14 protein-coding genes are annotated in these 12,980 nt (G+C 57.2%); 9 read left to right on the top strand and 5 right to left on the bottom strand.

Translation table 11 applies throughout. The features are described from left to right. Window positions 1-23: 23 nt before the first annotated feature. A complete protein-coding gene (locus ACX5K5_RS13100) occupies window positions 24-569 on the top strand; it encodes a DUF1697 domain-containing protein (RefSeq protein WP_459174499.1) in 546 nt (181 codons plus the stop codon). 55 nt (window positions 570-624) lie between these two features. After that, on the top strand, window positions 625-1,281 hold the full coding sequence (locus ACX5K5_RS13105) for a trimeric intracellular cation channel family protein (protein ID WP_188682953.1): 657 nt from the start codon (window positions 625-627) through the stop codon (window positions 1,279-1,281). 6 nt (window positions 1,282-1,287) lie between these two features. Here ACX5K5_RS13105 and ACX5K5_RS13110 read toward each other — a convergent pair whose 3' ends face one another. Both ACX5K5_RS13110 and ACX5K5_RS13115 read right to left on the bottom strand, forming a co-directional pair. Next, complete coding sequence (locus tag ACX5K5_RS13110) at window positions 1,288-2,541, bottom strand: MFS transporter (RefSeq protein WP_459174500.1); 1,254 nt, start codon at window positions 2,539-2,541, stop codon at window positions 1,288-1,290. Between the two features lie 19 nt (window positions 2,542-2,560). Next, entirely contained in the window at window positions 2,561-3,115 is a 555-nt protein-coding gene (locus ACX5K5_RS13115) for a TetR/AcrR family transcriptional regulator (RefSeq protein ID WP_096255684.1), read from the bottom strand. Between the two features lie 129 nt (window positions 3,116-3,244). On the opposite strand from ACX5K5_RS13115, the gene ACX5K5_RS13120 reads away from it, so the two are divergent. From ACX5K5_RS13120 to ACX5K5_RS13130, 3 genes are all read left to right on the top strand, one after another. Then, window positions 3,245-4,762: an MFS transporter gene (locus tag ACX5K5_RS13120; RefSeq protein ID WP_188682957.1), complete on the top strand. Its 1,518-nt coding sequence runs from the start codon at window positions 3,245-3,247 to the stop codon at window positions 4,760-4,762. A gap of 290 nt (window positions 4,763-5,052) precedes the next feature. Continuing rightward, on the top strand, window positions 5,053-5,256 hold the full coding sequence (locus tag ACX5K5_RS13125) for a cold-shock protein (RefSeq protein ID WP_096255687.1): 204 nt from the start codon (window positions 5,053-5,055) through the stop codon (window positions 5,254-5,256). A gap of 129 nt (window positions 5,257-5,385) precedes the next feature. Next, a complete protein-coding gene (locus ACX5K5_RS13130) occupies window positions 5,386-6,378 on the top strand; it encodes an LLM class flavin-dependent oxidoreductase (protein ID WP_096255689.1) in 993 nt (330 codons plus the stop codon). Here ACX5K5_RS13130 and ACX5K5_RS13135 read toward each other — a convergent pair. Both ACX5K5_RS13135 and ACX5K5_RS13140 read right to left on the bottom strand, forming a co-directional pair. Further along, window positions 6,365-6,847 carry a hypothetical protein gene (locus ACX5K5_RS13135; protein WP_459174501.1) on the bottom strand — a complete coding sequence of 161 codons (483 nt, stop codon included), beginning with the start codon at window positions 6,845-6,847 and terminating at the stop codon, window positions 6,365-6,367. The genes ACX5K5_RS13130 and ACX5K5_RS13135 overlap by 14 nt on opposite strands. 10 nt (window positions 6,848-6,857) lie before the next feature. Beyond that, on the bottom strand, window positions 6,858-8,108 hold the full coding sequence (locus tag ACX5K5_RS13140; protein ID WP_096255693.1) for an MFS transporter: 1,251 nt from the start codon (window positions 8,106-8,108) through the stop codon (window positions 6,858-6,860). Window positions 8,109-8,349: 241 nt separating this feature from the next. Between ACX5K5_RS13140 and ACX5K5_RS13145 the strand changes: the two genes are divergently transcribed. The 4 genes from ACX5K5_RS13145 to ACX5K5_RS13160 all read left to right on the top strand — a co-directional run bounded on the left by ACX5K5_RS13145 (window position 8,350) and on the right by ACX5K5_RS13160 (window position 11,207). Continuing rightward, a complete protein-coding gene (locus ACX5K5_RS13145) occupies window positions 8,350-8,826 on the top strand; it encodes an Lrp/AsnC family transcriptional regulator (protein WP_096255695.1) in 477 nt (158 codons plus the stop codon). 121 nt (window positions 8,827-8,947) lie between these two features. Further along, window positions 8,948-9,184: a hypothetical protein gene (locus ACX5K5_RS13150; RefSeq protein ID WP_096255697.1), complete on the top strand. Its 237-nt coding sequence runs from the start codon at window positions 8,948-8,950 to the stop codon at window positions 9,182-9,184. A gap of 46 nt (window positions 9,185-9,230) precedes the next feature. Further along, window positions 9,231-10,136: a LysR family transcriptional regulator gene (locus ACX5K5_RS13155; RefSeq protein WP_096255699.1), complete on the top strand. Its 906-nt coding sequence runs from the start codon at window positions 9,231-9,233 to the stop codon at window positions 10,134-10,136. A gap of 42 nt (window positions 10,137-10,178) precedes the next feature. Then, window positions 10,179-11,207: an enoyl-CoA hydratase/isomerase family protein gene (locus ACX5K5_RS13160; RefSeq protein ID WP_459174502.1), complete on the top strand. Its 1,029-nt coding sequence runs from the start codon at window positions 10,179-10,181 to the stop codon at window positions 11,205-11,207. Window positions 11,208-11,214: 7 nt separating this feature from the next. Here ACX5K5_RS13160 and ACX5K5_RS13165 read toward each other — a convergent pair whose 3' ends face one another. Next, a complete protein-coding gene (locus ACX5K5_RS13165; protein WP_459174503.1) occupies window positions 11,215-12,978 on the bottom strand; it encodes an FMN-binding glutamate synthase family protein in 1,764 nt (587 codons plus the stop codon). Between the last annotated feature and the right edge of the window lie 2 nt (window positions 12,979-12,980).

The following is a 12,980-nucleotide window of genomic DNA, read 5'->3' on the forward strand; positions in this document are numbered from 1 at the left end:
ACACGGTGCGCTTGGATGGAGTTATGGCTAAATTTGTGCTGTTTTTACGCGGAGTAAACGTCGGTGGGGTCAAGATTCTGATGAAAGATCTTGCTGCGCTGCTCAGCGATGCTGGATACAGCCAGGTAAAAACGGTGCTCGCCAGTGGCAATGCGATCCTTGAAGCACCACACGATAATGCGTCGGTGCTTCGTGAGCAATGCGAAGCACTGTTGGCTCAACATTATTCTCGTGCGATTCCCTGTCTGGTATTCACCGCGGCCGACGTCCATGAGCTCGCTGGGGACTTCCCGGTTCAACTACCGGATGCCAATCATGAGTACCACCGGTACCTTAGCCTGTGCTCCAGTCAGGAAGATGCCCACCAGCTTCATCTTGCGGCGATGGCGCTGGATTCGGTACAGCAGACTGCCCTGCGCGGTCGAGCACTATGCTGGGTGAGTCCTAAAGGCCAAAGTCTTGACACTCCGGTAGCAAAATTGGTGGCCGCTGAGTCTCGCAAGTATCTGATCACCACTCGAAACCTGAATACCTTAGTAAAACTTTCGACAATTATTCGAGCACAGTAGTTCCGAGCATAATTAGCTCTGCTGTTTCCATTTCAACTCGCTGAGGGCTACTTCCATGCTCATTGTCTTCGATCTCGTTGGCATCTTCTTTTTTGCGGTCGCCGGGTCACTGATGGCTGCGCGCCGCGGTTTCGACATCCTCGGTTCGCTGTTTCTGGGCGGCGTCACCGGCTTAGGTGGTGGCGTGGTGCGCGATTTGATCCTCAACGAATCCCCCGCAACGTTTGCGCACCCGATATATTTTGCGCCCCCGGTACTCGCCGCGTTATTGGTCTACGGTTTTACGCCGGCTATTCAAAAACTTCACCGTTTGGTGCTGGTCTTTGACGCGGCTGGGTTAGGCCTGTTCTGTGTCACTGGCACCATGAAGGCGCTCCAGCATAACTTCAACCCGGTGACTGCGGTACTGCTTGGAGTCATCTCCGGGGTCGGCGGTGGCCTCTTACGTGACGTAATTTCAAACGTCACCCCTGATTTGTTCAACCCGCGCGATATCTACGCGATTGCCGCGATGTTCGGCGGCACGCTCACCGCAGTGTTCTGGAGCCTGGAGCTTTTCAATCCAGTGGTTGTGGTGGCTATTGCGGCGCTCACCTTCGCCATCCGTCTGGCCTCGTTGAAGTTTGGCTGGCGGATTCCGCTGGCTGCCGGACATTGGTATCGCGCCAGTCCGAGCGCTCCCCCGCATGACGGGCCACAGCGACACTTCTAGGTATTGCTATTGAACGCGTTCTAGCCTACCCTCGCCCTCGGCACCGGGAGCCGTGTCCTCGATGGTGCGTGGCGGGTTGATGATGATTGCGCCCACCAACATCACCACGATGCATACGCCTAGCATCGAGAAGGCCACGCCCCAGGAGCCGCTGGCCTGCTGCACTATGCCAAAGAGCATCGGTACAACCGCTGCACCGGCGTAGCCTAAACCTTGAGCAAAACCGGAGAGTACCCCCGAACCGTAGGTGGTGCGCGAGCGCAGATTCATCATCAACAAGGCGATCGCAAAGGTTCCCTGCCCAAGCCCTGCCATGGAGACCCAGAACCAGGTTCCAGAGGTTGGTGAAAGGTAAATCCCTAAGTGGCCCACGATCCAGCAGGCGGTAAAAACACCCACTGCAATGATCGGGTTTTTTAAGCGCGGGACCCACAGCGGAACCAGCAAGCTAACTGGAAGTCCAAGGATCGCGAACAGCGCCAGCATATTGCCGCTGCTGGCTTCGCTGAGCCCCTGGGCGTGAAGATACGGGGGCAGCCAGGTGAAGTAGACGTAGGTCTGTGCGGAGTTACCCGCAAGGAAGATCGCCAGCCCCCAGGCCACATTGGATTTCCATGGGTTGATCCGCACAATTTCGTGCCCACCCACCACTGGCAGTTGAGTCTCGGGGCGCTGCACACGGCGGTCAGCAAATAGCTGCATGATCCAGGGAATCAGCACGATGGAAGACAGTAGCGCCCAAGAACCGATGGACGTTTTCCAGTTTCCGATATTGGCGAAAGGAACCGAAAATTGCGGGGCCAGCCAGGTGCCGATGGCAATCATCGTGACGTATCCGCTGGTGACCACGCCGATACGATCCGGAAAGTACTTTTTGACCAACGGCGGCAGTACTACGTTGCCCATACCGTAACCGGCCAGAGTGACGATGGAAAGCGCCAAGAACGGGTAAACATTTGGCATAAATGGACGTGCCAACTGACCAACCACGGCTAAGGCCACGGAGATAATGAGAGTTCGTTCTAAGCCCCATAAGCGGATCAGCCGCGGGGTGAGTAGTCCGAAAACTGCAAAGGAGATGGGGGCCAGCATGGCCAGCAGGCCCGTGGTGAATTCGGTGAATTCGATGTCTTCTTGAATGCGGGCCAATAATGGTGGCACCGAGACGACCGCCGCGCGCAGCGACAACGCCATCAGCAGAATGCCAAGTAGCGCTCCGATACGACCTTTGAGTCGTTTATTTGCGCCATCTGTGGCCATGTGACACGTCCCTGCGAGATTATTCGTTGAGTTGCTTCAACTTTTTGAGTTGCGGAACTAAGTCTAGTAATTCTTGGAGCCGACCATCAAAAGTACTCTGATACCACGAGTCGGGCGTGGCTAAATGAGCATAGAGTCCTTCACCAATCAGGATCACTAAATGGGCTATCGACTGGTCACCAACCTCGTCCAAGATCAGCTGGAACCACCGCGAGTGCACGTCTTTTAACATCTCCGAGGCGCTGGAGACACCTGCTTGGGCAAGGCGTTGTACCGCCACTAAATGCCGGTCCAATTCGGTATCAACTTCTGCGGAGGTTTGCACGTAATAAACCGACGCACCTTCTGGCACTTCACTCATGCGGGCCAGGTCCAATTGAACATGCTCTTCGGTTGATTCGATCACCCCGACGGCCAGCGCCTCCTTTGAGGCGAAGTGATACAGCAGTCCACCCTTGGAGACTCCTGCTCGACTTGCCGTGGCTTCCAAGGTTGCGGCACGTTCACCTTCTTCGCAGAGCAGCGAAATATAGGCATCGAGGCATTTGTTGCGTGCCGCTGGTGGGCGAGCCATTGAACTCCTTCGTAAGACGGTGACGGATTTAACCTTACATTCATTAGTAACTGTACCAACCGGACGGTATAGTTATGAACGAGGAACAACTCATCCTCACTCAACACGCAATTTATGAAGGCCAATCCCATGAGCTCACAGATCACCGAACGCATCTCCACGCTGAGTCGTTCGCGCCGCTGGGCCGCTCTAGCAGTACTACTTTTTCCAGTACTCCTAGTCTCAGTGGACAACACCGTACTGTCATTCGCAGTTCCCGCTATCTCGGCTGCCTTGTCCCCGACCGGGGCGCAGCTGTTATGGATCATTGATATTTATCCATTGATCCTCGCGGGACTGCTAGTACCCATGGGATTTTTAGGTGACCGGATTGGCCGACGAAAAGTCCTTTTGATTGGTGCCACCGGCTTTGCACTCGTCTCCGCGCTAGCCGCCTTTGCTACCGACGCGTTCCAGCTCGTGTTGGCACGCGCACTCTTGGGCGTCTTCGGCGCCATGCTCATGCCTGCCACACTCTCGCTGATCCGCAATATCTTTCCTGATGCGAAAGAGCGCCGCACGGCGATTGCCATCTGGGCGAGCGCCTTTTCCGGCGGTGCCGTGCTCGGTCCTATCGTTGGCGGGATCTTACTGGAACACTTCTGGTGGGGTTCGGTCTTCCTACTAGCCGTCCCGATGCTACTTCCGCTGCTTGTTGGCGGACTCTTGCTCCTGCCCGAATCCAAGGATCCCAACCCCGGGCGTGTTGATCCATGGTCGATTGTCTTAGTGATCTTCACTCTGCTGCCATTTGTTTACGCGGTTAAATCCTTCACTACCGAACCTCTCTACATCGCGGTCGGTGCGTTGTCGTTGGCAATCGTCAGCGGAATTACCTTTGTCCGCAGGCAACTGGTCTTAGCAAACCCGATGATTGACGTGCGACTCTTTTCGAATGGCGTGTTCTCCGGCGCGTTGACGGTGAACCTCATCGGAGTCTTCTCCCTGGTCGGTTTCATTTACTTTGTGTCCCAACACCTGCAACTGATCGCCGGATATAGTCCGCTTGAGGCGGGCCTGCTGATGACTCCCGGGCTCGTGCTGACCATGGCCTTCGGTTTACTCTCGGTGCCGCTGGCCGCACGCTTCGGCGCGCCGGGCATTATGGTCGGCGGTCTGCTTCTCTCTGCGCTTGCCTACGCTTTGGTGGTCTTTGCAGGATCTTCGGGAGATGTCTTCTGGCTCATGGTGGCGTTCTGCATCTTGGGTATCGGTGTTGGCATGTCCGAGACCTTGTCCAACGACATGGTGCTCAGTGCAGTGCCCGCGGCGAAGTCCGGGGCCGCCTCGGCGATCTCCGAGACCGCGTATGAGGTTGGTGCGGTGCTCGGCGTGGCCGTGCTCGGAACGATCCTCAATACCGTGTACGCGGCTCAATTGCGGGTGCCAGAGATCCTCACCGACGCTGAAGTCCACTTAGCTGGCGAAACTTTGAGCGGAGCACATCAAATTGCTCAGGGGTTACCAGCCAGCCAAGCACAAGAACTTTTGGCCTCCGCAGCCCACGCTTTTGACAATGGTGTGCTCATTACCTCGAGCATCGCTGCGGTCTTAGCGTTGGCCGCCGCAATCGTGGTAGCTCGAATCATCAAACCCGCTACTCGGTGAACGAATTAAGACACTTTTTGAAAATCTTGATTAATTAGGTCAAAGTTATTCAAAAGTTGCGAAACTCGACGTAGGCTAGGCAGTGTAGTTCCAAAGTAATTCGCGAAGAACCCTTTAGAAGTTTGTGAATGTCGATCCGCATGGTTGGCGCGAACCCCTTCTAGACGTGAAGTGAATGACTTGGCTGCTTCGTTAGATGGAGAAATTTCGGTTTCAAGGTCTCACGTGGATTACAACCAAGCTCACCGATAAGAAACGGTGAGGAACGTCTGAAAGGACCAAATAATATAATGGCAACCGGTATCGTCAAATGGTTTAACGCTGAAAAAGGCTTCGGATTCATCGCTCCAGACAGCGGAGATCCTGACGTCTTTGCTCACTTCTCCGCCATCCAGACCGAGGGCTTCCGCTCCTTGGAAGAGGGCCAGAAGGTTGAGTTCGAAGTAGTTGAGGGCCCTAAGGGTCTTCAGGCAGCGGACATCCGCGGACTCTAAAGTTCTACGGCGAATAGCCTACAGACTTTAGCGTTAACGTCGCCTCCCCAGAATCATCTGGGAAGGCGACGTTTTCACGTTAACCTTGATTCACGGAATACTCCCGCTATTAGCTGGGTTGTATCAGATGTGAAGCTTTCGATTCTTGATCTTGCCCCGGTTGCTCCTAACAGCACCATCTCCGACTCATTTAAATCATCGGTACGACTTGCGCAGCTTGCCGAACGCACCGGTTATGAACGTGTTTGGTACGCCGAACACCACAACATGCCAACCATCGCCTCCAGCGCGACCTCGCTACTAATCAGTCACGTAGCCCACCACACCGAAAAAATTCGCTTGGGCTCTGGCGGTGTGATGCTCCCGAACCACTCCCCCTTAGTGATCGCCGAACAATTTGGCACCTTGGCAGAGATCTTCGGAGATCGCATTGATCTAGGTCTGGGCCGTGCCCCGGGTACGGATATGACCACCTTGCGTGCGCTACGCCGCGAACCGTCGGCCTCCGATTCATTCCCACACGATGTGCTTGAGCTTCAGGCCTACTTGGCTGGCGAATCGCGGGTTCCAACGGTGCAGGCAATCCCTGGCGCCGGAACTAACGTTCCACTCTATATTTTGGGCTCATCTTTATTTGGCGCACAGCTCGCCGCGCAGTTTGGCTTGCCATATTCCTTCGCCTCGCACTTCGCCCCGGCGGCACTGCATCAGGCGATCAAGACCTACCGCGAGCAGTTCAAGCCGTCGGCTCAGCTGGCCGAACCGTATGTGATCGCCGGAGTGGGTGTGATCGCTGCGGATAGTGCAGCTGAAGCTCACGAACTGAAGGTGCAGGCCGAACGCCAACGTGTGTCATCCTTCTTAGGCCGTAACGCCAAGAAGGAATTCACCGAGGCAGAGCTCGATATGGTGATGACTACCCCGCAGGCCGAGCAGATCTTGGACATGATGCGCTACACAGCCATCGGTACCGGCGAACAGGTCGCCGAATATCTGCAGGAATTTGCGGTCAATGCTCAGGCTGACGAACTCATTACCGTGCATAGCCCGTTGCACGAAGAGGATCGCTTGAAGTCGGTCCAGCTCACCGCGGACTCCTGCCAGCTGGCTAGCGTGGGCTAATACTGACCCAACGCTTGCACGCGAACACTAACGCGATCACCAGCGTTAGTGTGAGCACACCTTCTACGCCGATATAGGCGTAGTGCCACAGTGATCCGCCATCGGAATTACCGGCCAGCACCGCATCGGTGCGTACCGAGAGTCCGGGGCGGATCACTGTCGCTTTAAGCAGCAACAAGAATCCAACAATTCCCACGATCCACCACCAGGCACGGTCCATGTGGCGTTTAAAGCTTCCTGCTAGCCAGCAGACAAAGAGTAATATTTCTACCGCGTTCATGGCGGTGAAGACTAATCGGCCAATTCCTAAGCCCAAGGGGATGGTGATTCCCGGCGCGGTGAACTTCAGCGGTGCTTCGATGAAGGAAATTCCAATAATCATTCCCAGCCATATTGCTGGAACGAGGATTCGGGCGGCAACCGCCCAGGTAGCGGCCCGTGAGGCCACCAAACTTGTGGATGTACTCATACTTTCTAGGCTACGCCGAAATTTTTCGCTCGCGGACCAGTGAGGTTATTGACCAGCAGGTCAACACGAGGGCCAGTAATGCGCAGAGAATGCTGAAGACCAAAATGCTTAGCTCTTGGCCATAAACTCCCACGGCCCAACCCAACGCGATCACCGGCAGCGCGCTACCAAGGTAGGTCACCAGGTAGATTGTGGAAACGGTCTGGGCGTGGAGTGAAGCTGAGACGGCGTTGACCGCACCGCTAAATGCGGTCCTAAATGCCATGCCCTGGCCTAGCCCAATGAGCGCCAACGCGACGATAGCTGACCACAATGAACCGAGCTCGGCGGCGATCACTAGCCCGATGGTGCTGGCGGCCAGAATCACTAGCCCGACAGGCAATAGGTATTTTCCGCCGCGAATGACCACCTGCGACAGGGCCGAGACACCTAAGGGCAGGCCTGCGATGAGTCCGATCACCGGGAGCAATTCCAGGTCAAAGACCTGCGCGAAGTAGCCCGGTGCCAGCGACAACGCAAAACCGAAGACCGCAAAACTCAAGAATCCGACCAGTGCACCCATCCAGAATTTTGCGCGTGCCTCGGCCGGAATGCCTAGTCGCCGCGGAGCTAAGGCCCGGTGGCGGTCTCCGCGTTCAGCCATCGCGATGGCCGGGCGTGCCTTCAACGCGACCAACGGGATCAGGGTTGCTAAGAGCAGTATTGCTTGGACCGTAAACACGGTGTTGCGCCCGCCAGGCAGAAGCGCAAGCACACCACCAAGGACCGGGCCGAAGGCCACACCACCCGATGACGCAAGCAACGTGAAGCGTGAGGCCCATTCGGGCTTATGCGGCAGCAACTCACGCAATGCCGCGGCGCTGGCTCCGGTGGCTAGTGCCACGCCCGCTCCTTGCAGTCCACGTCCCAAACACAGTTCCCACAGGCTTGAGGCACTACCGAAGCTAATGGTTCCCACCAGCGAGACGATAATGGCCAGTACCAATGCGGCGCGGCGTCCGATGTGATCTGACCAGTGGCCCACGATGTAGAGGAAAAACATCAGTGAGCAGACGTAGCTGGCGAAGGCAATGGTGGTGCCCATGGCACCCAGCGCGAGGTCCTGCTGTAGCTGTGGGTACAGCGGCGTGGCAAGGTTTGCTCCGACCAGCAGGGTGAAACTAACCAGCACCGTAATGCCTAGCCGGGTATTAATCCCTGGATTCCACGAGCGCACGGTGGTTCGGGCCGGTTGCATGCGTAGTTCACTGATTACCGACATGTTTTCTCCGAAGCGGCGCGTGGTCCAAGGGATATCGCCAGGTTGTTGCATTAGAAAGTTTTTGCCGGTGGGGTTACTCGCTACCCCACCGGCTAGTTGAGCGATCTGTAAGAAAATGTCTACTGATCTAGACCGTTCACTCATAAATATCCGGCAAAGCGGGACAGCCAGTCGAAAAAGTTGTTAGAGTTTGAGCAAAATAGTCAAAATATTGGCCCACAGGGGTCTTAGGAGTGAGCAAATGGTGCGTTTGGATGACGTCGATCTGAAAATTCTGCTGGCGTTAATCCGTGACCCCAGAATTCAAATATCCGAACTTGCCGACGAAGTTGCGGTGGCACGAAACACCGCTCAATCGCGTTTACGCCGACTGCAACGCGCAGAGGTCTTGCGTGCCGGCGGCAGAGATGTAGACCTCTCCAAACTCGGCTATGACGTGCTGGCCTTCGTCACCCTGGAAGTTCTTCACCGCGAACTTGATACCGTGGTTACCTCACTGCGACAGATCCCTAACGTGCTAGAAATCCATGAAACCTCGGGCCGCGGTGATGTCTGGGTCAGGCTCATCGCCACCGACACCCATCAGTTGCAATCGGGGTTACGACAGATTCTGCGGATCAAGGGAGTGACCCGTTCCGAGACTACCTTCGCGCTGCACACCCACCTGGCGTACCGCACCTCTCCACTGCTGGAGCACTACGCCGAACACAATCACTGAAAGTGCTGAAAATACAAGTCTTTCCTTGAAACGGTTACCGGCCTAGGCTGTGATTACGAGATGTCACGAGGGATAACCCCGACTCTCGTCGGGTCCCTCGCAATTTGTGGAGGAGTACGCGATGACTAAGGATTTTGAACCAACCGACTTCAATCCGGAATATGGGAACGATATCTACGAACCAGATGACGGACGCGATTCCCAAGCCTATGAAGGCTCCAGCGATGCCCCCGAAACGATGCGCAACATCGATCCGCTCGCCACCCGCAGCTACCTGCTTGATGATGATCTGGAAACCGAAGCGCAACTGGATAATGAATTCACCGAGGAGTCCAACGACGACGAAGATGAGGACTAGCTCACTGACTAAGCATCTCTTAGGCTTCTGCGTTTAGAATTTAGAAGTGATCAATCCAGTCCATCTGCGTACCCTGCTCGAAGTGGTGGCGCATCGTTCCTTCGCCACGGCCGCAACCCGGTTGGGCTATACCGCCAGCGCCGTCTCCCAACAAATGACAGCCCTAGAACGCAGCACCGGAACAACATTGTTCTTACGCGGTGCCCGTTCAATTACGCCCACCCCCGGTGCGATGCGGATGGTGCGTCATGCCAAACGCGTCCTGACGGACCTCGACGCACTCATGGCAGACGTTGCCGCCATCTCCACAGACTCCAGCGAGCGTGAGGAAATCAAGCTAGGGATCTTCCCCTCGCTGGCCACTTACGCACTACCCAAGCTACTGACCTCCGAGGACTGGAACGCACTGGGAATCAACCTGCGCTTGTGGATTGGTGAACCCCAGCAGACCGTCGCCGGGCTTGGCAACGGTGGGGACCTGGATCTCGCGCTGATCTTCCAGGTGGGCCCCGGAGGGCTCAGCTGGCCCGCGTCCCTAGAGCGCGCGTGGCTCGGTGATGATCAGTTCCGTGTGGTCATTCCCGCCTCCTGGCCGATCGCCGACAACGCGCAGCTCACCGTGGACCAGCTGGCCGAATGGCCGTGGATCTTCCACCACCCCGGCACCTCCGATGCCACGTTGATTTCTCGGCTCTTCGCCTCCTACAACATCCACCCGCAAGTTGCCGCGTACTGCGACGACTTTAACGCCTCGCTAAGCTTGGTGTCCTCCGGGTTAGGCGCCGCACTGGTCCCGGATCTGGCGATGGCCCACGCTCCGGAAGGCATCCGTATTGTTGACGCCCCGGAAATTAGGTTGGCTCGCTCAATTTTTGCGCTGAAGCCCGAGAATTCGAAGAAGCCTAAGGTCGGCCTCGTTTTAGACCGGCTCACGCAGATCCTTTCCGACTAGGCTGGAAAGCGATCAGTGGTAGTTGCCAGCGAAAGGGCGATCGTGGAAGAACTAGTAGTCGCGAAAGTGCACGGAGCCGTAGGGCACCTGCGGCTGAACCGTCCGAACAAAATTAATGCCCTGACCTTAGCCATGCTGCAAGAACTTCACCGGGTCCTGCACTTGTGGGCCGAGGATCCTAAAATTCAGCTGGTGCTGCTCACCGGTGACGGTGAGCGCGGATTCTGTGCCGGCGGCGATATCGCCGACTTCCATACGGCGCTGAAAACCGGGAATCACGACGAATTTTTGGCGCTGCTTTCCTTAGAGTTCGACACCGACTACCTGATTTCGGTGTACCCCAAACCGTTGATCACCGTGGCTCATGGAATCACCATGGGCGGCGGCATTGGCTTAGCCAGCCACGCTCCGGTCCGGTTAGTGACCGCGCAGGCCACCATGGGGATGCCCGAAGCCCGCATTGGTTACACCCCCGATGTTGGCGGAAGCCATCTGTTGGCCAACGCGCCAGGTCACTTCGGCGAATACTTCGCCATGACCGCCGCCTCATTTGACGGTGCCGATGCGCTCTTCCTCGGTTTCGCCGACGTGGTCATCGGCGAACAGCTCGCCGATTCCATCTTTGACGAGCTCGATGACCTGGTTGGTCTGGGCGCCGCAGACATCGCCGCAACATTCGAGGTGCTGCATGCGGTCCCCGAGTCCCGCAAGCTCGAACTGGAACAAGGCTGGATCGATTATGCTTTTGGTGCTCCCACGCTGGAAGAGGTCTTAGAGCGTCTCGGCGCGCTGGTGCACCCCGCGGCACGCAAGGCGGCAGCCGCGATCAATGCAAATTCTCCAACCAGCGTGGCCGCCGCGTTCCATAGCGTGCGTGCGGCCCGCGCGGAGCAAAATCTGCGCGGTGCCTTGGACCGCGAACTACGTCTGGCCGGATACCTGATGCATCTGCCAGATCTGGCCGAAGGAATCCGTGCTCAAGTGATCGACAAGGACCGCAACCCGCAGTGGCGGCCAAGCACCCCGGCAGCGGTCAACGAGGCCGGGCTGCGCACGCTACTGGAGGACTAAGCGAATATCAGGACCCCGGCTTGCCCTCGGGCCGGGTCACGTCGTGCGGCAGCGGTTCGATCTTGATCGAATTTTTCGCATCGATGCGCGGAGCCTTAGTATCATCGTGCGGATCACTGACCCGGTCCACTCGTTTCAGTGCCACGCTATGCGGTTTACCATAACGGATTGCCGCGTGCTCCCCGAAGTGGTCCGCGTCTGCTTCTTCCCAGTCTTCCTTCCACGACGGTGGAGCATCGTTCAGTAGTTCTCCGGGTTCCAGCCAGTGGAACAGCGAGGCGTAGGAACGTGTGGACTGCAGATTCACGCGGCGCCGCAGCATCCGGGTGTTCAGCTGATCTGGGCCTTGAAGCCCCATGGAGGCCATGATCTGCGCCGCTTCGGACACCGTCAACCGGTGGTAGTTGTACACGCGGTGGCCCTTGTCTTCCACGTCAATGGCGCGTTGCAGGCGCTTATTCTGCGTGGCCACACCGACCGGGCAGTGGTTCGTATGGCATTTTTGCGCCTGGATGCAGCCGGTGGCCATCATCATGGAGCGCGCGGCCAAGGTGAAGTCTGCGCCCTGGATCATTCGCTTAACAATGTCCGAGCCGTTGGCCACCTTGCCGGCGGCCGCCAAACGGATCTCGGTGCGCAGCCCGGCCCCGACGAGCACGTTATGCACCAGCATCAGCCCTTCGGTCAGCGGGGTGCCCACATGGTCTTCGTATTCCAGCGGCGCGGCACCGGTGCCGCCTTCGGCGCCGTCCACGGTAATGAAGTCAACCAGCACACCGGTTTCGATCATGCCCTTGCAGATCGCCATGACATCGGTGCGTGAGCCTACGCAGAACTTGATTCCGATGGGTTTGCCCTGGGCCAGTTCACGCAACTGCGCCACAAAGCCCATCAGTTCCCGGGGAGTGGAGAATTCCGGGTGGCTTGCCGGAGAGATGCAGTCCTGGCCCATCGGGACCTGCCTGGCCTCGGAAATTTCTGCGGTGACCTTCGCCGCCGGGAGCACTCCGCCCAGCCCGGGTTTTGCCCCCTGGGACATCTTGATGGTGATGCCCTTAACCTGTGGGAGATTGGCCTTCTGCGCAAAGGTTTCGGCGTCAAAACGTCCCTCGGGGGTACGGCAGCCGAAGTATCCCGAACCAATTTCCCAGAACAGGTCCGCACCGTGTTCCAGATGGTATTTGGTTAATCCACCCTCGCCGGTTTCGTGGACGAAGTCCCCCATGGCCGCGCCCTTGTTCATCGCCAGCACCGCGTTTGCGGATAAGGAGCCAAAACTCATCGAGGAGATATTCAGCAAGGACATCTCATAGGGTTGGGTGCACTGGCTTGATCCGATGCGGACCCTATGCTGATCGGTAACCGGAGCCACCGGCGCGCTGGAATGCAGCAGGTACTCGTGGCCCACCTCATTGACCTGCAGCTCGGTGCCAAACGCCTTGTGGCTGTCGACGCCTTTAGCGCGGGCGTAGATCATCGAGCGGGTATCCCTGTTGTAGGGGGTGCCGTCGGTATTGCGTTCGATGAAGTACTGCTGGATTTCCGGGCGGATGAACTCAAAGAGGTATCGTGCATGGCCCAGGATCGGGAAGTTGCGTAAAATCGCATGCCGTTTCTGGGTGACGTCCCTGATCCCCACCGCCAACAGCACCACGGTCAGCGCCACCAGGATCCACCACACCCAGTTGCCCGATGTCCCTGCAAGCAGCGCGGTAAGCACAAACCCGGCCGCCAGCACGAACAAAAACAGAATCACGACTATTCGCATCATGT

This window comes from Glutamicibacter bergerei, assembly GCF_054495185.1.